Consider the following 21,448-nt stretch of genomic DNA (forward strand, 5'->3'; position numbering starts at 1 on the left):
GACGAACTCGGTCAGCGGCCACGACGTTAGGAGAACGCCATGACATCGAATATTGCGCAGGGCGCCAGCCCTGATATTGGGTCAGGCCCGCGAATGATTCAGATGCTGACTCCCGAAGGCGAGCGAGTCAGCTCGGGAGAATACGACGCTTTCGCTGCAGAACTCACCGACGAGGATCTGCGTGGTTTCTACAAGGACATGGTGCTCGTGCGCCGCGTCGACGCTGAGGGCAACGCCCTGCAGCGCCAGGGCCAGCTCGGCCTGTGGGCCCCGCTGCTCGGCCAGGAGGCCGCCCAGATCGGCATGGGCCGCGCCAGTCGCCCCCAGGACTTCGTCTTCCCGACCTACCGCGAACACGGCCTCGCCTGGTGCCGTGGCGTTCCGCCGGAGACCCTGCTGGGCATGTTCCGCGGCCAGAACCACTCCGGCTGGGACCCGCAGGCACTGCGCTTCCACACCTACACGATCGTCATCGGCTCCCAGACCCTGCACGCCACCGGCTACGCCATGGGCATCCAGATGGACGGCGACGTCGGGACCGGCGACCTGGAGCGCGATGCCGTGTCGATCGCCTGCTTCGGCGACGGTGCGACCAGCCAGGGCGACGTGTCCGAGGCGCTGACCTTCGCCGGCGCCTTCAACGCACCGGTGCTCTTCTTCTGCCAGAACAACCAGTGGGCCATCTCCGAGCCGACCAGCGTGCAGACCCCGGCCCCGCTCTACACCCGCGGTCAGGGCTTCGGTGTGCCCGGCGTGCGCGTCGACGGCAACGACCCGATCGCCATGTACGCCGTCTCCCGCGCCTCGCTCGACTCGGTGCGCGCCGGCCACGGCCCGATGCTCATCGAGGCCTACACCTACCGGATGGGCGCTCACACCACGGCTGACGACCCGACGAAGTACCGCGACGACGCGGTCACCGAGGAGTGGAAGGCCAAGGATCCGATCAAGCGCCTGCGCATCTACCTGGAGAACGAGACCGACACCGGCGAGGACTTCTTCACCTCGGTCGACGAAGAAGCCGACGCCCTGGCCGCCCGCATCCGCGAGGCCTGCGTGTCGATGGTCGAGCCGGACGTCTCGGAGATCTTCGACAACGTCTTCGAAGACCCGCACCCGCTGATCGAAGAGGAGAAGGCCGCCTACCTCGACTACCTCGACTCGTTCGCCGACACAGCTGAAGGAGCGCGGTAAATGACGACTCTGGCGCTGTCCAAAGCGATCACCGCAGGCCTGCGCAAGGCGATGGAGGACGACCCGAAGGTCGTCCTCATCGGTGAGGACATCGGAAAGCTCGGCGGCGTCTTCCGCGTCACCGAGGGACTGCAGAAGGACTTCGGCGAGCATCGGGTCATCGACTCGCCGCTGGCCGAGTCCGGCATCGTCGGCACCTCGATCGGCATGGCCGTGCGCGGCTACCGCCCGGTCGTCGAGATCCAGTTCGATGCCTTCATCTTCCCGGCCTACGATCAGATCGTCACCCAGCTGGCGAAGCTGCACAACCGGACCCTGGGCCAGGAGAACGTCCCGGTCGTCATCCGCGTGCCCTACGGCGGCGGCATCGGCTCCCCGGAGCACCACTCCGAAAGCCCCGAGGCCGTCTTCGCCCACCATGCCGGACTGCGGATCATCTCGCCGTCGACCCCGCACGATGCCTACTGGATGATCCAGGAGGCCATCAAGAGCCCGGACCCGGTCATGTACTTCGAACCCAAGCGCCGCTACTGGATGCGCGGGGACGTCGACATGGACAACCGCGGTCTCGACGTGCACTCCGCCCAGGTGGTCACCGAGGGCACCGACGTCACGCTCGTCTCCTACGGCCCGCTCATGCCGCCTGCCGCCGATGCGGTGGCCGCCGCAGCCGAGGAGGGCACGAGCATCGAGCTCATCGACCTGCGCTCGCTCAACCCGATCGACTTCGACACCATCGAAGCCTCGGTGAAGAAGACCGGCCGGCTCGTCATCGCGCACGAGGCCCCGGTGTTCCTGGGCCTGGGCTCGGAGATCGCAGCCCGGATCACCGAACGCTGCTTCTTCCACCTCGAAGCGCCGGTGCTGCGGGTCGGCGGATTCCACACCCCGTACCCGGGTTCGAAGCTCGAGCACCACTACCTGCCTGACCTCGATCGCATCCTCGACGGTGTCGATCGCGCCCTCGCCTACTAAGGACCTGCATGTCGAACCTCTTCAACCTCCCCGACGTCGGCGAAGGTCTGACCGAAGCCGATATCGTCTCGTGGAAGGTGGCAGTCGGCGACGCTGTCACCGTCAACCAGATCCTCGTGGAGATCGAGACCGCCAAGTCGCTTGTCGAACTGCCCAGCCCGCAGGCCGGGACCATCTCCGCGATCCTCGTCGAGGAAGGCCAGACCGTCGAGGTCGGCACCCCGATCATCGAGTTCGACGGTGACGGCTCCGGCGACGGCGGCTCCGATGCCGGTGCAGCCGGCGAGCGGGCCGAGAGCGGCCAGGCTGAGAAGTCCTCCGGTGACGGCGCCGATGGCAGCGCCGGACCGAACCTGGTGGGCTACGGTGTGCGCGCCGACTCGTCGAAGCGCCGCCCGCGCAAGGCTCAGGCGGCCAAGCCCGCCCAGACCGAGGCGCCCGCCCGCGAGGTGCCCGAGGTGCAGGAAGAGCCGGGACAGCCGGCCGACGCCGCACCGCAGGAGCAGCCCGGCGGCACCGGCGTTGAGCGCCCGAAGGTGCTCGCCAAGCCGCCGGTGCGCAAGCTGGCCAAGACCAAGGGCATCGACCTGCTCGACGTCACCCCGACCGGTGCGCGCGGAGAAGTCACCCGCGAGGACCTGCTGGGCCACATCGAATCCGGCGGCTCGGCTGCCCAGCCGGCCGCCTCCTCGGCGCCGGCTGCCGGCCAGCAGGCGGCGACCGGAACCGAGGAGCGGATCCCGTTCAAGGGCGTCACGAAGTTCATGGCCCAGGCGATGGTCAACTCGGCCTTCTCCGCACCGCACGTCACCGAGTTCCTCGACGTCGACGTCACCGCGATGATGGAGCTGGTGGGGCGCCTGAAGACGAAGAAGCAGCTCGGCGAAGACGTGCGCGTCTCCCCGCTGCTCATCGTCGCCAAGGCCGTGTGCTGGGCTGCGCTGCGCAACCCGCGGATCAACTCGTGCTTCGACGGCGATGACATCGTCGTCAAACACTATGTCAACCTCGGCATCGCCGCGGCCACCCCGCGCGGACTCATCGTGCCCAACATCAAGGGCGCACACGCGATGGGACTGCGCGACCTGGCCCTCGAACTCGGCGAGCTGACCGCAACTGCGCGGGCCGGCAAGACGGCACCGGCCGATCAGGCCGGCGGCACGATCACCATCACCAACGTCGGCGTGTTCGGCGTCGACGCCGGCACCCCGATCATCAACCCGGGAGAGGCGGCGATCCTGGCCTTCGGCCAGGTCCGCAAGCGCCCCTGGGTCGTCGATGATGAGATCGTCGCCCGCGACATCACGACGCTGGCGGTCTCAGCCGATCACCGGCTCGTCGACGGCGAGGTCATCTCGAAGTTCCTCGCCGACGTCGGCCGTGCACTCGAGGACCCGGCGCTCATGCTCATGTGAGTGCGGTGACTCTGCACTGACACAGCGGGCTCGCTCCCCTTTCGGGGCGGGCCCGCTGTCGTGTGCAGGTGCCTGCCGGTCGTAGCCGGGGCAGAGGGGTCCAGGGTGCCGGGGCAGGAAGATCCAGGGTGCCGGGGACTGAGAAGCTCAGGGCTGCCGGGGGGGGGACAGGGAGGCTTACGGGTTCAGCTTCGTCGTGCCCTCGGGGCCTTCGGTGGAGGAGATCTTCTTGGCGAAGCAGTTGTCGCGGTCGATGCCGAGCTCCCGGCATTTGGCCAGTGCGGCTTCCGGGTCGTCATAGGGCTCGTTGAGAACGGTGATCCAGTAGTCCTTGAGCCGGAAGCTCGACCACTGCGAGCTGTTGAGCAGCAACGCCTCCGGGTGCTGGGCGCGCAGCGTCTCGAACTCCTCCAGGATCGCCTCATCGGTCCACGTCTGCTGCTCGGTCGTCAGGCCCACCTGCTTGGCGCTCAGCTGCGCCACCCAGTGCCCGTCGAGTTTCGAGGCGACGGTCGCGTGGTCATTCTGCGCCAGCTCCTTGAGCTGCTCGGCAGCCGGGACCGACGTCTCACCGCCGTCGGTGCCGCCGGTGTCTTCGGTACTGGGCTCCTCGGACGGTTTGAGGTCCTCATTCGGGCCGAGCAGTGGCAGACCGAGGAACACGGCGACGGCGACGAGCACGGTCGCAGCGATCGCTGCGACGACGGTCATGCCGGTTCTCCGGCGGCGCTGCGGTGCCGGTGGGCCGTTGGGATTGCGCGGGCCGGCTGGGCCGGGTGGGCCTGCCGGGGACCTGCCCTGCGTGATGCGCTGCTCGCCGGTGTGGGCGGCGATGTACTCGTAATAGGTCGAACGGTCATCGGCCGCTGAGGCCCCAGGTGCAGGATGGCCGGCCGCTGCGTCGGCGGACCCGGTCCCGGCCGGCGGTGCCGTGTGTGCGGCTGCGGCCGCCGCTGCCGCAGTGCCTGCCGGCTGCTGGGCCAGCAGCGCGGCCACCGGGTAGAACTTCCCATCCGAGGCCTGATAGTAGTCCTGGCCGTCAGCGGCCCGGTAGTACAGCTGCCCGGCCGGGCTTGACCAGTAGCCCTGCGGCAGGCCGGGATGTGCGCCGGCCGCCCCGCCGGGGGTGCCTGCCGCCGGTCCGGAGGCTGCCGCGCTGGCAGCCGGGCTCGGTTCGGGTTCGCGATCCCACTTCTCGCTCTGCGCCGGGCGGATGCGCGGGCGCGCCGGCTGGGGGGTGGGTTCAGCAGGGTCGGTGCGCGGCGCCTCGGGAGCGGGCGACGGAGGTGGGCTCTGGGGTGAGCCTTCGGGGCGTGGCGGGATGGCCGGCCCGGTCATCGCCGGCCCTTCGAATCACGCCTGCGTGCACCGGATGCAGCATCCTCGCACATGCGAACACTGTCCATGTCCATATACATTGGCAGAGGCTACTACCGAGTTCAACTGAATTTGCCTGCGACGCGCGCGCATCAGTAAGATGATCTCTTGTTGACTCGTCAGACAGCACCGCTGTCCTGATGATCGTGCTCATTGAGCGCTGCACGATAGCTTCGGCCCTCTCTCACAGGCCTCAACGGCTTCAGCGCTGGTGAGACATCACGTCGCACGATTGCGGCGTACACAAACCCTTCACCGGGGTTTCATTCACGCCACCGCAGTGTGTTCCACGGGTGTGCACCTGTCTGCCTGCGCAGACGGTGCATCTGGAATGCAGCACCGGTGACGACGATGTGTTGATGTCTTCGGCGAACCCGCCCCCGCGCCCGCACGGCGCAGCGGATTCCGCCGCTCAAGTGAACTGGAGGAGAGAAATGGCAGCAACCTGCCAGGTGACCGGAGCAGTTCCCGGTTTCGGACACAATGTGTCCCACTCGAACCGCCGCACCAAGCGCCGGTTCAACCCGAACATTCAGAAGAAGCGCTACTACGTGCCCTCGCTGCGCAAGACCGTGACCCTCACCGTGTCCGCCAAGGGCATGAAGGTCATCGACGCACGCGGCATCGACGCTGTGGTGACCGATCTCATCGCGAAGGGAGTGAAGCTCTGATGGCAGCAAAGACCAAGGACATCCGTCCGATCATCAAGCTCAAGTCCACTGCCGGCACGGGCTACACCTACGTCACCCGCAAGAACCGCCGCAACAACCCGGACCGCATCGTGCTGAAGAAGTACGATCCCGTCGTCCGCAAGCACGTAGATTTCCGAGAGGAGCGCTGAGCGCACACAATGGCTAAGAAGTCCAAGATCGCACGCAACAAGCAGCGCGCCGAGATCGTCGAGCGCTACGCCGAGCGCCGCGCAGAGCTCAAGCGCCAGCTTGTCCACCCCGATTCCACCGACGAGCAGCGCGAGGAGGCCCGCCTGGGTCTGCAGAAGCTCCCGCGCGACGCATCGCCGATCCGCCTGCGCAACCGCGACCAGGTCGACGGCCGTCCGCGCGGCTACCTCCGCAAGTTCGGACTGTCCCGTGTGCGCTTCCGTGAGATGGCACATCGCGGAGAACTGCCCGGAGTTACCAAGTCGAGCTGGTAATCTCTGGTAAGTTCGGTATCGGTGAATCAACCGACCTATGTCCTGAAGGAGGACAACCTTATGGCTAAGAACCGCAGTGAACTCGTTTCCGAGGTTGCCGAGAAGACCGATCTGACCCAGAAGCAGGTGTCGGACGTCCTCGACGGTGTGTTCGAGTCGTTTAGCGAGGTCGTCAAGAACGGCGACAAGCTGACCATCCCGGGCTGGCTGTCCGTCGAGCGCACCGAGCGTGCAGCTCGCAAGGGCCGCAACCCGCGCAGCGGCGAAGAGATCCAGATCCCCGCTGGCTACTCGGTGAAGCTCTCGGCCGGATCGAAGCTCAAGGCAGCTGCCGGTTCGCCCAAGAAGTGACCTCCTCTTCCGGATACGGAAATTCGGGAAGCGCCCGGGACCTCGACGGTCCCGGGCGCTTCTGCATTCACCCCGCCCCGGCTTTGGCCGCCCCGAACGGCGCGACTACCCTAGAAGGCATGCGAGTTTCTGCGATTCAGCTGGCCTACACCGACCGTGAGGACCAGTCTGCGCGCATCCGCCGGGCCGCCGCCTTGGCCGCCTCCCAGCACGAGACCGACCTCATCGTGCTGCCTGAACTCTGGTCCGCTGGCGCCTTCGACTACCGCGCCTGGGGCACCCGCGCCGAATCCGTCGCCACCGGCCCGACCATCGCCGCGCTGGCGGCGATCGCCCGCGAGACCGGCGCCTACATCCACGCCGGGTCGATCCTCGAAGCCACCGATGAAGCACAGGCCCGGCTCTCCGCCGCCGGCGGAGACATCACGGCTCTCGGGGAGATCCCCGAGGGGCAACGCGGCCTGTACAACACCTCCGTCCTCCTCGACCCCGCCGGCGATGTGGTCGCCGCCTACCGCAAGATCCACCGGTTCGGGTTCGGAGCAGGCGAGCCGACGCTGCTCGACGCCGGTGAGGACATCGTCACCTGCCCGATCACCGTCGACGGCCGCGAGGTCACCGTCGGCCTGGCGACCTGCTACGACCTGCGCTTCCCGGAGATGTTCCGCGCACTCGTCGACGCCGGGACCGAGGTGGTGGTCGTGCCTGCCGCATGGCCGGCCGCACGTGTCGACCACTGGAGCCTCTTCGCCCGCGCCCGAGCCGCAGAGGACTTCACCGCCCTCATCGCCTGCAACACCGCCGGCTACCACGCCCGCACCCAGATGGGCGGCCGCTCGGTCATCGTCGACGCCGCCGGCGTCGTCCTCGCCGAGGCCGGGCCGGACGCGACCATCCTGTCTGCCCACATCGACATCGACGCGATCGCCCAGCGCCGCGAGAGCTTCCCAGCGCTGGCCGACCGGCGGCTGAGCTGAAGGCCTGAGCACACACGTGACATCAACGTCTGCACCCTCAACCGGCCGCGCGCACTCCGGCTCCAGCCCGGCCCGCGGAGCCGGCCCCGACGTCACCGCAGCCCGCCGGCTGCGGCTGGCCGCGATCCCCGGCTTCATCCTCATCGCCGCCGTCTGCGGTGCCTTCGCCCTCGACTTCACCGGTGCGGCCGCACCGCTGCTGCTGAATGACTCCGGCCCGCTCGGCCGGTTCGGCCTGCCGATCGCCGAGTTCCTCTTCAACCTGTCGATGTCGGTCACCCTGGCCGCGCTGTTCCTGGCCACGCTCGTCTTCCCGCGCGACCACGGCGGGCGGATCCGCCACAAGGACCGCAAGACCCGCCGCGATATCCCGCTGGACCCACTGTGGGAGCGCACGCTCGGTGTCGCCCAGATCGCCTCGATCGTCTGGACGGTCGCCGCGGTCGCCGTGCTCATCTTCGCGTTCATCGACTCCGTCGGCGCACAGGCATTCGAGGGCGACTTCTCCCAGCAGCTCGGCGTCTACATCACCCAGATCCCCTACGGGCAGCTGCGCCTGGCGATCGTGCTCATGGCCGCGACGCTCTCCACGCTCGTCTTCGCCACCCGCTCGTTCATGGGCATCGGGCTCATCACCGTCCTCGGTGTGCTCTCACTCGTGCCGCTGGCCCTCATGGGCCACTCGGCTGAGGCCTACGGGCATATGCAGGCGGTCAACAGCATCGGCCTGCACCTGCTCGCCGTCGTCGCCTGGCTCGGCGGGATCCTCGTCATGGCCGTGCTCGCACCGCTGCTGACGAAGCGCGATGACCTGGCCGTGCTCGTCTCCCGGTTCTCGACGATGGCACTCATCGCCTTTGCCATCATGGTCTACTCCGGGTTCGTCAATGCGCTGCTGCGCGTGCGCACCCTCGACGACTGGCAGACCCCGTACGGGCTCGTCGTCATCGGCAAGGTCGTCCTCACCATCATCCTCGGGGTCATCGGCTACTGGCACCGCACCTTCGTCATCAACCGGCTCAAAAGCGCTGCTGCCGCCCGCAGCGAGTTCTGGCGGCTGCTCGGCATCGAAACGCTCATCTTCGGTGCGATCATGGCGCTGGGCGTCGTGCTCTCCCGCTCCCAGCCGCCGATCCCCGATGAACCGCCGCCGGCCCCGACCCCGGCGGAGATCCTCACCTCCGAACCGCTGCCGCCGGAGCCGACCTGGCTGTCGTACTTCACCGAATGGCGCGTCGACCCGCTGTGGACGGTCATCACCGTCGGCTTCGTCGTCGGCTACCTGCTGGCCGTGCGCGAGCTGCGCCGGCGCGGCGACACCTGGTCGACCGGCAGGACCATCAGCTGGGTCATCGGCATGGCCGGGCTGTTCTACATCACCTCCGGTGGCCCGATGGTCTACGGCCAGGTGCTGTTCTCCGGGCACATGATCCAGCACATGCTCCTCGTCATGGCCGTGCCCCTGCCGATGGTCCTCGGTGCGCCCATCACCCTGCTCATGCGTGCGACGAAGCCGCGCACCGACGGCTCCCGCGGCCCGCGCGAATGGATCCTCGGGGCAGTCCACTCCCGCTACCTGCGGTTCTGGGCCCACCCGATCGTCGCAGCGGTCAACTTCGCCGGCTCCATGGTGATCTTCTACTACAGCGGCATCATGTACCCGGCCCTGGAGACCCACCTCGGCCACGAGCTCATGATGGTCCACTTCCTGGCCGCCGGCTACCTCTTCGCCCAGTCGCTCATCGGCATCGATCCCGGCGTCAACCGGCTGCCCTACCCGATGCGGCTGCTCATGCTGCTGGTGACGATGACCTTCCATGCCTTCTTCGGCGTCTCGATCATCTCCTCCGAGGCGCTCATCGAACCCGACTGGTTCGGCAATATGGGCCACGGCTGGTTCCCGGCACTGGAGGACCAGGCGCTCGGCGGTGAGATCACCTGGGGCATCGGCGAGTTCCCGACGCTGGCCCTGGCGATCATCGTCGCCGTGCAGTGGTCGCGCTCCTCCGACCGTGAGGCCAAGCGCCGCGACCGCTCCGAGGACCGCAGCGGCGATGCCGAGCTCAAGGCCTACAACGAGATGCTCGCCAACCTGCAGCGCGGCCCGCGCAGCTGAATCGGACGCGCCAGGGCGCTCGCACGGCCGGCGCGGAGTCGACATGGTGCTTGACCAAATGTGAATCAGATCTCATGATTGGGTGAGTCTTAACCGCAGTGACGAACAGCCCACGCTGCTGTGGCGCCGTTCCTCCTCACGCAAGGAGCACCATCATGAGTGCAGCACCACCCCAGGACACACCGAGCGTGCGCCGCAACCTCCAGCGCGTCGTCGCCGCTTCGATGGCCGGCACGATCGTCGAATGGTACGAGTTCTTCCTCTACGCCTCAGCCGCCACCCTGGTCTTCAACGTCATCCTGTTCCCAGCCTCGGACAATCCGCTCGACGCGATCATCGCCGCGTTCGCCACGTATGCGATCGGCTTCATCTTCCGCCCGCTCGGCGGGGTCGTGTTCGGCCACTTCGGCGACAAGTACGGGCGCAAGAAGCTGCTGCAGCTCTCCATCATCCTCGTCGGCGTCTCGACCTTCCTCATGGGCTGCCTGCCGACGTTCGACCAGTGGGGCTACGCGGCCCCGATCATCCTCGTGCTGCTGCGCGCCGCCCAGGGATTTGCCGTCGGCGGCGAATGGGGCGGAGCCGTCCTCCTCGTCGCCGAGCATTCACCGAACCACTCCCGCGGCTTCTGGGCTTCCTGGCCGCAGGCCGCCGTTCCGCTGGGCAACCTGCTGGCCACTGCGGTGCTCTTCGCCCTCTCCACCGCGCTCAGCGATGAGGCCTTCATCTCGTGGGGCTGGCGCGTGGCCTTCTGGCTGTCGGCCGTCATCGTCTTCATCGGCTACTACATCCGCACTCGCGTCTCCGACGCCCCGATCTTCGAAGAGGCCCAGCAGGAGGTCCACGAAGAGGACGCCGGCTACGGCGTCATCGAGGTTTTCAAGCGCTACCCGCGCGGCGTCTTCACCGCCATGGGCCTGCGCTTCATCGAGAACGTCATGTACTACGTCGTCGTGACCTTCTCGATCACCTACCTCAGCCAGCAGGTCGGCATCGAACGCGGCGAGATCCTCGGACTGCTGCTCGGCGCCCACGTCATCCACGCGATCATCGTGCCGATGATCGGCCGGCTGTGCGACATCCTCGGCCGCAAGATCCCGTATCTGCTCGGCATCCTGGCCACCGCCACCTGGGGCTTCTTCGCGTTCCCGATGTTCGACACCGGAGAGGGGCTGCCGATCTTCATCGCGATCGTCGTCGGGCTCATCTTCCACGGCTTCATGTACGCCGGCCAACCGGCGCTCATGGCCGAGATGTTCCCCACCCGCATGCGCTACTCGGGTGTGTCGCTGGGCTATCAGGTGACCGCGATCGTCGCCGGCTCCTTCGCCCCGATCATCGCCACCGCCCTGCTGCGGGCCTTCGACTCCAGCATCCCGATCTCGATCTACCTCGCCATCGGAGCCGGCATCAGCCTCATCGCCTGGTTCTTCACCCGTGAGACCAACGGCATGGACCTGGCGGAGATCGACCGGATCGACAACGAGCGTCGTGCCACAGAGCGGGCCGCCCGTGCCGGCGCGGCCGGCCGGAAGTAGGCTGAGCGCATGGAACACGATCCGAAGCAGAACCCTCAGCAGGAACTCTCCGGTCGCCGCGCGCTCGTCACCGGCGGCGGCTCGGGCCTCGGCAGGGCGATCGCCGCCCGGTTCGCCCAGATGGGCGCCGAGGTGACCGTCGCCGACGTCTCAGCCGAAGCCGCCGAGTCCGTTGCCGCGGAGATCGGCGGGAAGGCCTGGGTCGTCGACCTGTCCGATACGCAGGCGCTCGACGGACAGCCGATCGACACCGACATCCTCGTCAACAACGCCGGCATCCAGCGCATCCACCCGATCGAGGAGTTCCCGCTCTCCGAATGGCAGCTCATCCAGAAGCTCATGCTCGAATCGCCCTTCGTGCTGACGAAAGCCGTGCTGCCGGGAATGTATGAGCGCGGCTGGGGCCGCATCATCAACATCTCGTCTGTCCACGGGCTGCGCGCCTCCGCATTCAAGAGCGCCTATGTCGCAGCCAAGCACGGCCTCATGGGCCTGACGAAGGCGACCGCGCTGGAGGCCGGCAGACACGGGGTGACCTGCAATGCGATCAATCCCGGCTATGTCATGACCCCGCTGGTCGAACAGCAGATCGCCGATCAGGCCGCCTCGCGCGGGATCTCCGAGGATGCCGTCCTCGACGAGGTGTTCCTCGCCCACTCGGCGCTGCCGCACCTCGCCCAGCCCGAGGACGTCGCCGCGATCGCCGCGCTGCTCGCCGGCGAGGGCGGCAAGGCGATCACCGGAGCCGCACACTCCGTCGACGGCGGCTGGTCCGCGGCCTGACCTGCACGTCCGCACCTGAGACGACACGAGAAGAAGGAGACCTCATGGCGACGATTGGATGGATCGGCCTGGGCAATATGGGCCTGCCGATGACGAAGAACCTCATCACAGCCGGGCACAGCGTGCGCGGATACGACCTGAGCGAAAGTGCCCGCAGTGCGGCCGAAGCCAACGGTGTGACCGCCTGCACCACCATCGCCGAGGCGGTGGCCGGTGCCGATGCCGTGTTCGGCATGCTGCCCAACGGGACGATCTCGAAGGAGGTGTTCTGCGGAGCCGGCGGCGTGCTCGAGTTCGCCGAACCCACCGCGCTGCTCATCGACTCCTCGACGATCGACGTCGCCTCGGCCCGGGAGATCCACGAGACGGCCCAGCAGGCCGGCTTCGCCTTCGTCGACGCCCCGGTCTCCGGCGGCATCTCCGGTGCCGCGGCGGCGACACTGACCTTCATGCTCGGCGGCGACCCAGCCGACACCGCCCGGGCGAAAGAGCTCGTCGAGCCGATGGCCGGCAACATCTTCGACTGCGGTGGGCCCGGCAACGGGCAGGCGGCGAAGATCGTCAACAACATGATGCTCACCGTCAGCCTGCAGGGCGCAGCCGAAGGTGCGGTGCTCGCCGACAAGCTCGGCCTCGACGCGCAGACGTTCTGGAACGTCGCCAGTGTCTCCTCCGGGGACTCGTGGCCGCTGCGCACCTGGTACCCGGTGCCCGGCATCGTCGAGACCGCCGCGTCCAACAACGGCTTCGAGGCGACCTTCTCCGCCGCGCTCGCCCACAAGGACGCAGGCCTGGCACAGGCGGCGGCCGCCGATGTCGGCGTCACGCTGCCGGGGGCGAAGGCGGCGTTCGAGAACCTGCAGAAGCTCATGGATGACGGCTACGCCGATATGGACTGCTCGCTCATCATCCGCAACATCGATCCGCAGGCACCCGGCGTCCCGCAGGAGTGAGCCTGCGCTCTTCGGCGCGTGTCCGTCAGGCCGGTGAACCGGTACATGCCGGTCAGGTCGGTGAACCGGTACGTGTCGGTCAGGTCGGTGAACTTGCAGGCGGTCGCGCGCCGAAGACGCTCGATCCGATCCGCACGATCGTCGCACCCTCTTCGATGGCGAGGGCGAAGTCAGCGCTCATGCCCATCGACAGCTCCGTCGCACCCTCAGGCAGGGTCCCGTCGTCGATGAGCCGGTCGCGCAGCTGACGCAGATCGGCGTAGCTGGGGCGGATGACCTCGTCGCTCTCCCCGGGCAGCCCGATCGTCATGAGCCCGCGGATCCGTAGCCGGTCGAAAGAGGCCAGTGACTCGATGAACTCAGCCGCGGCCTCGGGAGCAGTGCCGAACTTCGAATCCTCACGCGAAGTGTTGACCTGGACGAGGATGTCGATCGAACGGTCGAGGACCTCCAGGCGGTTGTGTAGCTTCTCCGCCAGCGGCAGGTTGTCGACCGACTCGACACACGTGCACGAGTCGACGCGCAGCGTGTGATTGACTTTGTTGCGCTGCAGCGGCCCGATGAGGTGCGTCTCGTGCTCCAGATCAGCTAAGCCGTCGGCCTTGCCGGTCAGCTCCTGTACGCGGTTCTCGCCGATGAGCGTGAAACCGTGCTCGATCGCGACCCGGATCTTCTCCACCGGCTGCGTCTTCGTCGCCAGCATGATCCGCACATCCTCAGGTGTGCGTCCGGATCTCCGCGCCGCCTCGGCGGCCTGACCGGCCACCGCATCGAGACGGTCGCGGATCTTTTGAGCATGTTCGGAGGAGAGGGGCTCGGTGCTCATCGCGGCTGCATCGTTCATGACTCCATCATGGCACTTCTCCTCTCTGTCGTGGCCGCCGCCTCGGGTGCTGCTGACACATATGACAGCTGTACGGCAGGCAGGTGAGCCCCGGTGGCACAATGAGGGTATGACTGACGCTCTGCGCCTGCGCGCTCCTGAACTCACCGGCCGCCGCTGGATCAACACCGGCGGCATCGACCTCAGCCTCGCCGACCTGCGCGGCAAGGTCGTGCTGCTGGACTTCTGGACCTTCTGCTGCATCAACTGCCTGCACGTGCTCGACGAGCTGCGCCCCATCGAGCAGAAGTACGCAGACGAGCTCGTCATCATCGGCGTGCATTCCCCGAAGTTCGAGTTCGAGCGCACCGTCGAAGCCGTCGACAAGGCCGTCGAGCGCTACCAGGTCGAGCACATCGTCCTCGACGACCCGGACCTTGAGACCTGGCAGGCGTATTCGGCCCGGGCCTGGCCGACCCTGGCCCTCATCGACCCAGAAGGCCACCTCGCCGCCTCGATGTCCGGCGAGGGACACGCTGCCGGGCTCGCCTCCCTCATCGAAGACCTCATCGAAGAGCATTCGGCCAAGGGCACCCTGCGCCGCGGCGACGACCCCTTCGTCCCGCCGGCGCCAGTCGAGACCGACCTGTTCTACCCCGGCAAGCTCATCCGGCTCACTACCAGCGAACACGCCGGCAACCTGCTCGTCGCCGACTCCGGGCACCACTCACTCGTCGAATACGACCCGACCGGCAGCACCATCCTGCGCCGCTACGGCTCCGGGGAACGTGGTCGGACTGACGGGCCGGCAGAGACCGCCGAGCTGAGCGAACCCGGCGGCTTAGCCGAACTCCCGGCCGAGCTGGCAGCCGAGGTCGGCTATCACGTCGTCATCGCCGACACCGTCAACCACCTGCTGCGCGGCCTCAACCTCGACACCGGTGAGATCTCGACGGTCGCCGGTACCGGCGAGCAGTACATGGTCGGCGCTGTCGACAACGTCACCGGCACCCACGGCGACACGGGCCGCTACGACGGCCCAGCCGATGCCATCAAGCTCTCCAGCCCCTGGGACGTCCACTACGCCGAGACCACCGGCGAGGTCGTCATCGCGATGGCCGGAAACCACACGATCTGGTCGTTCAACCCGCAGACCGGCACCATCCGGCTGCTGTCGGGCACGATGAACGAAGGACTCGTCGACGGTGACGCCGAAACCGCTTGGTACGCCCAGACCTCCGGCGTGGCAGCCGCTTCGGACGGCTGCGTGTGGCTGGCTGATTCCGAGACCTCGGCACTGCGACTGCTTGACCCGGCCACCGGTGTGGTCGAGTCGAAGCTCGGGCAGGGCCTGTTCGACTTCGGGTTCCGCGACGGAGCCGCCGCCGAGGCGCGCCTGCAGCATCCGCTCGGCGTCGCCGAACTGCCCGACGGGTCGGTGGCGATCGCCGACACCTATAACGGTGCGATCCGCCGCTACGAGCCCCGCACCGATGAGGTCACGACGTTGGCCCGCGGGCTCGACGAACCGTCTGACATCCTCGTCCTGCCCGGCAGCGACGGCGAGCAGCCGAGCCTGCTCGTCGCCGAATCGGCAGCCCACCGGCTCACCCGGGTCGCCATCCCGGCTGAGGCACAGCATGTCGACGAGGGCGCCCAGCAGACCTCACGGCCGGCCACCGAGCTCGGCACCGGCACGCTGACCCTCACCGTCGGGTTCAGCGTGCCTGCCGGACAGAAGCTCGACGACCGGTTCGGCGACCCGACCCAGCTGCAGGTCTCGTCCACTCCGCCAGAGCTCATCACCGCTGGCGCCGGCGGTAGCGAAGGTTTGGAGCGGACGATCGAGATCGCCGATGGCATCGACTCCGGTGTCCTGCACATCACCGCCCGGGCCGCGGCCTGCGATGGCTCCGAGGACGGGGAGATCCCGCTGCATGCGGCCTGCCACCTCTACCAGCAGGACTGGGGCATCCCGGTCACGCTGAGTGCTGATGGCCCGCACGAGCTGCGCCTCGACCTGCGCGGCACCAGCTGAGCGCCAGGCCGCAGACCGTCAGCTGCCGAGCTCGGCTCCACTGTTGGGCTCAACCCGCACCTCATCACCGGTGACGATCACCTCGGCACCGAGCGTGAACGGCACCTCCTCACGGAAGTCGAACTCGAACCCGGTGACGCTGTCACGGTAGGTGCCCGACACCTCGGCGACGGCAGGCGAGCGCACGAGCGAGAGCTGCGACCCGGAGCTGCGCAGGCTCACCTGCGGGTCCTCAAGCATCCGCCATGACACCTCGCCGAGGATCTCGTTCTCTGTCTCATAGCCGAAGGTACAGCCGGTCGGCATGAGCGTCGTCGCCCTCACACAGCCAGCGAGGTGCTCCTCGATCTGGCGCTCGACCTCGGCGGTCAGCGCCGGGGTGGGGGTCGGCTGCAGGGCCACCCCCATGTCGTCGGAGCTGCTGGTGACCACCACCTGCTTGACCTCGGAGGTGAGGTATTCGGCGTTGAAGCCGATGTTGTAGCTCATGGGGAACAGCACCGGCACCGGCCCATCACCGGCCGGCACCTCGACCCCGTTGACATCGGCGGTGCCTGAGCCGCTGATCTGCAGCGACAGCTGCGGCCAGGAGTCGACGGCGATCGCCCAGCGCTCGAACAGCCCCCACGTCGCAGGCCCCTGCTGGAGAGTCAGATCGGTGGTGCGGGTGGCCGAGCCGAGGTTGTAGCGCACGCGCACGCGGGCGGTGTCGCCGTCGCGTTCGCTGGCGGTGATCCGCACGTGCTCGGGAACGGCCGGGGCACCGGCGAGCACCGCATCGGTCAGCGCGTTCTGCGGGGTGCGCTCGCTGTGCGATGGGGCTGCGAGCATCCCGAGCGCGGCAGCGGCATCCCCGTCGGCCAGGGCTGCGAAATAGGCGTCGACAGCCCGGGCGGGGGAGTAGACGGTGAGGTTGAGCAGCGGCACCGCGGCTGCGGTGAGCGCGATGATGAGCAGGCCGGCGATGAGCAGCGCGCGGGCGCGCCCGACCATTCGCCTCATCGCCTGTTCCCTCCGCTCTGCGCCGCCGGCCCGGTGGCCTGGGTGCGGCTAGTCCACCTCAACAGGATAGGCGTGCATGCGGGAGGTATCGACCTCGATGTGCACCCGCGTGCCGACCCGCACGTTCGCCAGCGTCTCAGCGACGGTGGCACCGAGCCCGGGGTGCAGGACACCCCACTGCGGTGAGCACTCCGTGCCCGAGGCGGTGGGCGCCTCGGCGTCGGAACCCGGACCGGGCTCCCGGTGAGGGGTGTCAGCCGGCAGTGAGCGGAAGTCGAGCACATCAGCGGTCATCGCCAGCCCCACCTCGGTGTCGGAGGGGGAGACGACGATCTGCAGACGCCCGCCGCGATCGCGGATGCCGACGATGAGCGCCTCGAAGACGGTCTCGGCGGTGAAGACGGGATCGAACTCGTCGAAGGACATCGTCGTCGCATCGGTGGGAATGGTGACGAAGACCTTGCCGTCGAGTTCGGTGCGGGCACGCACCTGGGAGTGCCCGATCGAGAGCCAGCCGCGACGGGCCAGTCCGGAGAAGACGTTGACCCCGGCGAACGATGCCGCCAAGTTGCTGCGCGGGTTGCGCAGCATGGCCGCCAGCTCACCGGAATCGGCGACCTGACCCTTCTCGACGACGACCGCGGTTCCCCCGGTGGTCGCGGCGTCGAGGAGGTCGTTGCTGGCCAGCACGAGCCCGAGCCCGAACTCCTCGCACACTCCGAGCAGTCTTCCTCGCACACCTGCTCGAAGGTCACCGGGCAGACCGGCGAAGGGATTGTCCAGGATGGGCCACTGCGCGCCGCTGACGAGCGCTGCCGCCAGATGCAGGCGCACGCGCGTGTCGGGGCCGAGATCGCCCAGCCGGGAGCGGCGCAGCCGGTCATAGGAGAGGCCGTAGGCGTCCAGGGCATGATCCGGATCGACCGGCTCGGGTTCACCCAGCTGAGGTGTCCCCGAACCGGTGATCCGGCGGAGGTAGGCGGTCACGCTGAGTCTGCGTGCCCCGTCAGGTGCCGGCACCACAGCGGTGCCGGGCAGCGCAGCCACCCTCTCAAGCACATGGGAGACATCGTCCCGGTCGCCCATGACGACGAGACGGCCCCCGCGATCAAGCGGAGCGGAGACGAGCGGTCGCCCGGACACCTCGACTGTGTGGGCAGCGAGGTGTCCGGGGTCGTGCATCGTCACAGCGGCCTGCCTTCTGAACTCTCAGCTCAGATGTCGGCAGGTCCGTTGCCGCCGGCGGTGCGGCGGCGGGTGATGACGACAGCGGCCGCGCCGATGACGAGCAGGCCTGCGCCCATCGCCAGTCCGGTCAGCTCGGCACCGGTGCGCGGCAGATCTGTGCCACCGGAGGTGCCCTTCTTCGTGTCGCCGGTCGTCTCATCGCCGACCGACGAGCCGTTGGTGATGACGGTGAAGCTGCCGTGCAGCGCCTCGTCACCATCAGCTGCCGCGTCGGACGGGTGGACGGTGACGTTGTACTGGCCGAGCACCGGGGTGGTCACCGCACGCACCCGGAACGCAGCCACGCCGTTGTCATCGGCGGTGACCTCCGTGGTGTACTGCTTGACCTTGCCCTGGGCGTGGTTGACGACCATGGTGATCTTCTGGCCCGGCTCGAAGTTCTCACCGATGATCTTGACGCCGTCCTTGCCGAAATCGGCAGAGGCGATCTCCAGCGGATCGATCGTCAGCTTCGGTGCGGCCTTCTGCTCATCCGAGTCCGTCGGCTGGCCGGTGGGCACCGGCGACTTGCTCGGCGCGGTCGTCTCCGATGGGGTCTCAGAAGGCGTGGCGCTCGGGGTGTCGCTCGGGGTTGCCGACTCCGAGGGATCGCTCGTGGCAGACGGGCTGTCCGACGGGCTCGGGGTGCCTGTCGGGGTCGGCTCCTCGGTCGCGGCAGCGGTGACATCGAAGGTGGTCGTTGCGGCCTTCTCTGCACCCTCGGCCTTCACCTCGACGGTGTAGGTGCCGGGCTTGACGGCGATCTCGAGCGGAGAATCGCTGTCGCCGCTGGCCGGTGTGGCCAGGGCGTCGGCGGTGCGCGCGCCCTTGACGGTGAACGCGAGCTTGCCGTCCTTGTCGGTGGTCACCTCGGCCTCGGCAGTCTGCGGCGCCTCGCCGTTCTCAGCCGGCGCCTTGACGGTGACAGTGGTCTTGAGGTTGGCGGTGAATCCCTCGCCGGTGAACTCGATGCCCTTGTCCAGGAAGGCCTTCTCATCGACCTCGGCAGCGCTGGCCTTGACCTCACCGATCTCCGGCTTGGGATTCTCGGTCGGCGTGGCGCTCGGGGTCTCAGACGGGGTCGTGGTCTCTGAGGGAGTCTCAGACGGTGTTGCCGACGGTGTTGGGGCGGGCGACTCCGAATCGGAGACGACCGTGAAGGTGACTTCGGTCGATTCGGTCTTCGTGTCGTTGCCGACCAGCTTGAGCTTGTACTCACCGAGCGGCACCGTGGCGTCACCGCTGGTGGTAAAGAAGTACGATCCGTTGACTTCGCCCTTGTCGTTGACAGTCAGCTTCTGGTCTGCCGGGTACTCGGTTCCGTCGGTTCCGGTGACGACCACACGGGCGGTCTTGTCACCGTCGAACCCGGATCCGGAGAACCTGATTCCCTTGTCCTTGTTGGCGATGTCGGACTGCGTGACAGTCTCAGATTCGACGGTGGCTTCGGGTTTCTTCGTGTCGCCCTGCGCGGGCGGACTGTCGGGCGCAGTGCTGGTGGACGCGACGGCTGGTACGGCAAACATGCCGGAAACCGCTACGGCGACTGCGGGGGCAAGCACAAGACTCTTGGAAGTCTTCACAGTTCGGCCTTTCGGTTGTGGAGGCTACGTCCACGCAGAAGGCGACGAAGTGCGTCCAGGGATGACCCTGGCATTCCCGGCTTCCTTTGGTCACAAAGGGGGAAGGCACCATCGGCGCGGGCGTAATGTCACAACCCACTGTAGAGCATCTGTCCAGCTCTCGGTGAGTTTTCTGTGAACCAGCCCGCTGGAAAGTGACGAAATCGTTGCCAAATCGCGATAGATTGGCAGGGTGACTCTGCTATCTGATCGTGACATTCGCGCCGAGATCGACGCCGGGAACGTGCGTCTGGACCCCTACGACCCGGAGATGATCCAGCCGGCGAGCATCGACGTGTGCCTCGACCGCTACTTCCGGCTCTTCGACAACCACAAGTACTCCGTCATCGATCCCTCCCAGGAGCAGCCGGAGCTCACCCGCTTCGTCGAAGTCGACCCCGAAGGCCCCTTCGTCCTGCACCCCGGGGAATTCGTCCTCGCCTCGACGCTCGAGCTCATCTCCCTGCCCGACACCATCGCCGCCCGGCTCGAAGGCAAGTCCTCGCTCGGCCGGCTCGGCCTGCTGACCCACTCGACGGCCGGCTTCATCGACCCCGGCTTCTCCGGGCACGTCACCCTGGAGCTGTCCAACGTGGCGACCCTGCCGATCACCCTGTGGCCGGGCATGAAGATCGGCCAGATGTGCTTCTTCGCCCTGTCCTCACCAGCCGAGCACCCCTACGGTTCGGATGCCGCCCGCAAGAACCGCTACCAGGGCCAGCGCGGACCCACCGCCTCGCGGGCGTTCATGAACTTCCACCGCGCGCCCATCCGCAGCGCGCCGGTGACCGGAAACGGCCCGGCAGGCTGACGCCGCTGCCATGAGTGCTCCTGCCGCCCCGGACCCGCGCAGTCCCGAAGCCCTGGCCGGTGAGCACCTGCTCATCGTCGACGCCGGCTTAGAGGCCAGCGACGTCATCGCGCTGCTGTCGAACCTCTACCCGCGGCTGCCCGAACCCGAGGCGGTGGCACCGGCGACCAGCACCGCTCCGGAGGTGCTGCGCTGGCGGATGACCCGCCACTCGGCGCTCAAAGGACCAATCTACCTGCCGGCCGAGGCCCGCACCCGCCTCGGGCTGCCCGACTGGGCCGACGTCGTCTTCGCCCTGTCCTGCCCGCGCGACCGCGAGGATGCCCCGCCGCCGGAGTGGTACTCCGATGCCGACGGCCTCGAACGCCACTTCCCCGACGGCCTGCCCGAACGCGAAGAGGGCCGGTCACTGGCCGCGCTCATCGCGCTCGCCCGCCGCCTGCACGTCGCCGTCCGGCTGGCAGACGAGACCGGGCGGATCAACCGGATCATCACCCCGGATCCCGAATCCCACATCGACATCTTCGTCTACTCCCCGTACTGGCTGGCCCCCGATGTGCTGCTGACCCGGCTGCGCGAGATGGAGCCGACTGCCGAACTGCCCGGCCCTCTGAGCGCTGAGCAGGAGGCCCGGGTCAGCGAGCTCATCGCCTCCGGCATCGTCGACCCCGACGAACCCGTCGTGCTCGATGGCTATGAGGTCACCGTCAGCCTCGATGAGCTGGGCCCGGCCGCCGGCAGCATCGCGGTGCGCGTCAGCGTCGAGACCGCGCTGCCGCGCATCGTCACCGAACACCTCGGCGAGACGGCGGTGTGCTACCACCTGACCTGGATCGACACCGATGACCGCCGCTACGACCGGCAGCCCGGCGCGTGGCTGTCGAACCTGCGCCGCACTGCCGCTGTCCGGCTTGAGGAGATGGCCGCCTCCGTCATCTCCGGGACCGCCGGCATCGCGGTGGACGAGAGCGGTTTCCTCGTCACGGAGAACCAGCTGCGCGGCTGACAGGACGGCGGATCTGATGACGATGCTGACCAGCCCGATCCCCTCGCCGCTTTCCACCGGCACCGGCAGATATGCCAGAATAGA

General features: G+C 67.8%; 20 protein-coding genes. 15 read left to right on the forward strand and 5 right to left on the reverse strand.

What is annotated here, in order from left to right; genetic code table 11:
- Positions 1 to 93: 93 nt before the first annotated feature.
- From pdhA to H9634_RS02735, 3 genes are read left to right on the forward strand one after another with little or no spacing between them, the layout of a single operon-like run.
- Positions 94 to 1,194, forward strand: a complete 1,101-nt coding sequence (pdhA, locus tag H9634_RS02725) for a pyruvate dehydrogenase (acetyl-transferring) E1 component subunit alpha (protein WP_191725269.1) — start codon at positions 94 to 96, stop codon at positions 1,192 to 1,194.
- Complete coding sequence (locus tag H9634_RS02730) at positions 1,195 to 2,169, forward strand: alpha-ketoacid dehydrogenase subunit beta (RefSeq protein ID WP_175293591.1); 975 nt, start codon at positions 1,195 to 1,197, stop codon at positions 2,167 to 2,169.
- 8 nt (positions 2,170 to 2,177) lie between these two features.
- Entirely contained in the window at positions 2,178 to 3,584 is a 1,407-nt protein-coding gene (locus H9634_RS02735; protein ID WP_191725270.1) for a dihydrolipoamide acetyltransferase family protein, read from the forward strand.
- Between the two features lie 177 nt (positions 3,585 to 3,761).
- On the opposite strand, the gene H9634_RS02740 is transcribed toward H9634_RS02735, so the two are convergent.
- Entirely contained in the window at positions 3,762 to 4,922 is a 1,161-nt protein-coding gene (locus H9634_RS02740; protein ID WP_191725271.1) for a hypothetical protein, read from the reverse strand.
- A gap of 473 nt (positions 4,923 to 5,395) precedes the next feature.
- On the opposite strand from H9634_RS02740, the gene rpmB reads away from it, so the two are divergent.
- From rpmB to mmsB, 9 genes are all read left to right on the forward strand, one after another.
- Positions 5,396 to 5,632 (forward strand): 50S ribosomal protein L28, encoded by a 237-nt coding sequence (gene rpmB / locus H9634_RS02745; RefSeq protein WP_165883958.1) that lies wholly within the window; start codon positions 5,396 to 5,398, stop codon positions 5,630 to 5,632.
- On the forward strand, positions 5,632 to 5,802 hold the full coding sequence (gene rpmG / locus H9634_RS02750; protein WP_102162444.1) for a 50S ribosomal protein L33: 171 nt from the start codon (positions 5,632 to 5,634) through the stop codon (positions 5,800 to 5,802). The genes rpmB and rpmG overlap by 1 nt, the downstream gene beginning before the upstream one ends.
- A 9-nt stretch (positions 5,803 to 5,811) precedes the next feature.
- The gene (gene rpsN / locus H9634_RS02755) at positions 5,812 to 6,117 is read left to right on the forward strand and encodes a 30S ribosomal protein S14 (RefSeq protein WP_102162443.1); all 306 of its coding nucleotides are present in this window, start codon (positions 5,812 to 5,814) and stop codon (positions 6,115 to 6,117) included.
- 60 nt (positions 6,118 to 6,177) lie between these two features.
- The gene (locus tag H9634_RS02760; RefSeq protein ID WP_102162442.1) at positions 6,178 to 6,468 is read left to right on the forward strand and encodes an HU family DNA-binding protein; all 291 of its coding nucleotides are present in this window, start codon (positions 6,178 to 6,180) and stop codon (positions 6,466 to 6,468) included.
- A gap of 119 nt (positions 6,469 to 6,587) precedes the next feature.
- Positions 6,588 to 7,445, forward strand: coding sequence for a nitrilase-related carbon-nitrogen hydrolase (locus tag H9634_RS02765; RefSeq protein ID WP_191725272.1), 858 nt, complete (start codon positions 6,588 to 6,590; stop codon positions 7,443 to 7,445).
- A gap of 16 nt (positions 7,446 to 7,461) precedes the next feature.
- The gene (locus H9634_RS02770; protein WP_318244978.1) at positions 7,462 to 9,561 is read left to right on the forward strand and encodes a cytochrome c oxidase assembly protein; all 2,100 of its coding nucleotides are present in this window, start codon (positions 7,462 to 7,464) and stop codon (positions 9,559 to 9,561) included.
- Between the two features lie 155 nt (positions 9,562 to 9,716).
- Positions 9,717 to 11,099 (forward strand): MFS transporter, encoded by a 1,383-nt coding sequence (locus tag H9634_RS02775; RefSeq protein WP_102162440.1) that lies wholly within the window; start codon positions 9,717 to 9,719, stop codon positions 11,097 to 11,099.
- Positions 11,100 to 11,108: 9 nt separating this feature from the next.
- Entirely contained in the window at positions 11,109 to 11,882 is a 774-nt protein-coding gene (locus tag H9634_RS02780) for a 3-hydroxybutyrate dehydrogenase (protein ID WP_102162439.1), read from the forward strand.
- Positions 11,883 to 11,926: 44 nt separating this feature from the next.
- A complete protein-coding gene (gene mmsB, locus H9634_RS02785; protein WP_175293595.1) occupies positions 11,927 to 12,835 on the forward strand; it encodes a 3-hydroxyisobutyrate dehydrogenase in 909 nt (302 codons plus the stop codon).
- A 79-nt stretch (positions 12,836 to 12,914) separates the two neighbouring features.
- On the opposite strand, the gene H9634_RS02790 is transcribed toward mmsB, so the two are convergent.
- Positions 12,915 to 13,679 carry a YggS family pyridoxal phosphate-dependent enzyme gene (locus tag H9634_RS02790; RefSeq protein WP_225210521.1) on the reverse strand — a complete coding sequence of 255 codons (765 nt, stop codon included), beginning with the start codon at positions 13,677 to 13,679 and terminating at the stop codon, positions 12,915 to 12,917.
- Positions 13,680 to 13,788: 109 nt separating this feature from the next.
- Between H9634_RS02790 and H9634_RS02795 the strand changes: the two genes are divergently transcribed.
- Positions 13,789 to 15,696: an NHL domain-containing thioredoxin family protein gene (locus H9634_RS02795; RefSeq protein WP_191725273.1), complete on the forward strand. Its 1,908-nt coding sequence runs from the start codon at positions 13,789 to 13,791 to the stop codon at positions 15,694 to 15,696.
- A gap of 18 nt (positions 15,697 to 15,714) precedes the next feature.
- Here the strand turns inward: H9634_RS02795 and H9634_RS02800 are convergent, their stop codons facing one another.
- Genes H9634_RS02800 through H9634_RS14840 form a run of 3 tightly spaced genes read right to left on the reverse strand, consistent with a single transcriptional unit; the run spans position 15,715 to position 19,508 of the window.
- Entirely contained in the window at positions 15,715 to 16,698 is a 984-nt protein-coding gene (locus H9634_RS02800; protein ID WP_191725274.1) for a hypothetical protein, read from the reverse strand.
- A 48-nt stretch (positions 16,699 to 16,746) separates the two neighbouring features.
- Positions 16,747 to 17,886: an ABC transporter ATP-binding protein gene (locus tag H9634_RS02805; RefSeq protein WP_191725275.1), complete on the reverse strand. Its 1,140-nt coding sequence runs from the start codon at positions 17,884 to 17,886 to the stop codon at positions 16,747 to 16,749.
- 26 nt (positions 17,887 to 17,912) lie between these two features.
- The gene (locus H9634_RS14840) at positions 17,913 to 19,508 is read right to left on the reverse strand and encodes an LPXTG cell wall anchor domain-containing protein (protein WP_191725276.1); all 1,596 of its coding nucleotides are present in this window, start codon (positions 19,506 to 19,508) and stop codon (positions 17,913 to 17,915) included.
- A 232-nt stretch (positions 19,509 to 19,740) separates the two neighbouring features.
- Between H9634_RS14840 and dcd the strand changes: the two genes are divergently transcribed.
- Positions 19,741 to 20,358, forward strand: coding sequence for a dCTP deaminase (gene dcd, locus H9634_RS02815; protein WP_175293600.1), 618 nt, complete (start codon positions 19,741 to 19,743; stop codon positions 20,356 to 20,358).
- A 10-nt stretch (positions 20,359 to 20,368) separates the two neighbouring features.
- Positions 20,369 to 21,364 carry a hypothetical protein gene (locus tag H9634_RS02820; RefSeq protein ID WP_191725277.1) on the forward strand — a complete coding sequence of 332 codons (996 nt, stop codon included), beginning with the start codon at positions 20,369 to 20,371 and terminating at the stop codon, positions 21,362 to 21,364.
- Positions 21,365 to 21,448 lie beyond the last annotated feature (84 nt).

The sequence above is a fragment of the Brevibacterium gallinarum genome, assembly GCF_014836885.1.
GTDB classification, from domain to species: Bacteria; Actinomycetota; Actinomycetes; order Actinomycetales; family Brevibacteriaceae; genus Brevibacterium; species Brevibacterium gallinarum.

What these genes read in the sequence shown, in the direction of transcription:
- H9634_RS02735 (WP_191725270.1), top strand. Translation starts at nt 2,178, where the DNA reads ATGTCGAACCTCTTCAACCTCCCCGACGTCGGCGAAGGTCTGACCGAA.
- rpmG (WP_102162444.1), top strand. Translation starts at nt 5,632, where the DNA reads ATGGCAGCAAAGACCAAGGACATCCGTCCGATCATCAAGCTCAAGTCC.
- mmsB (WP_175293595.1), top strand. Translation starts at nt 11,927, where the DNA reads ATGGCGACGATTGGATGGATCGGCCTGGGCAATATGGGCCTGCCGATG.
- pdhA (WP_191725269.1), top strand. Translation starts at nt 94, where the DNA reads ATGATTCAGATGCTGACTCCCGAAGGCGAGCGAGTCAGCTCGGGAGAA.
- rpsN (WP_102162443.1), top strand. Translation starts at nt 5,812, where the DNA reads ATGGCTAAGAAGTCCAAGATCGCACGCAACAAGCAGCGCGCCGAGATC.
- H9634_RS02760 (WP_102162442.1), top strand. Translation starts at nt 6,178, where the DNA reads ATGGCTAAGAACCGCAGTGAACTCGTTTCCGAGGTTGCCGAGAAGACC.
- H9634_RS02800 (WP_191725274.1), bottom strand. Translation starts at nt 16,698, where the DNA reads ATGAGGCGAATGGTCGGGCGCGCCCGCGCGCTGCTCATCGCCGGCCTG.
- H9634_RS02795 (WP_191725273.1), top strand. Translation starts at nt 13,789, where the DNA reads ATGACTGACGCTCTGCGCCTGCGCGCTCCTGAACTCACCGGCCGCCGC.
- H9634_RS02730 (WP_175293591.1), top strand. Translation starts at nt 1,195, where the DNA reads ATGACGACTCTGGCGCTGTCCAAAGCGATCACCGCAGGCCTGCGCAAG.
- H9634_RS02820 (WP_191725277.1), top strand. Translation starts at nt 20,369, where the DNA reads ATGAGTGCTCCTGCCGCCCCGGACCCGCGCAGTCCCGAAGCCCTGGCC.
- H9634_RS02775 (WP_102162440.1), top strand. Translation starts at nt 9,717, where the DNA reads ATGAGTGCAGCACCACCCCAGGACACACCGAGCGTGCGCCGCAACCTC.
- H9634_RS02765 (WP_191725272.1), top strand. Translation starts at nt 6,588, where the DNA reads ATGCGAGTTTCTGCGATTCAGCTGGCCTACACCGACCGTGAGGACCAG.
- H9634_RS02790 (WP_225210521.1), bottom strand. Translation starts at nt 13,679, where the DNA reads ATGAACGATGCAGCCGCGATGAGCACCGAGCCCCTCTCCTCCGAACAT.
- rpmB (WP_165883958.1), top strand. Translation starts at nt 5,396, where the DNA reads ATGGCAGCAACCTGCCAGGTGACCGGAGCAGTTCCCGGTTTCGGACAC.
- H9634_RS02740 (WP_191725271.1), bottom strand. Translation starts at nt 4,922, where the DNA reads ATGACCGGGCCGGCCATCCCGCCACGCCCCGAAGGCTCACCCCAGAGC.
- H9634_RS02780 (WP_102162439.1), top strand. Translation starts at nt 11,109, where the DNA reads ATGGAACACGATCCGAAGCAGAACCCTCAGCAGGAACTCTCCGGTCGC.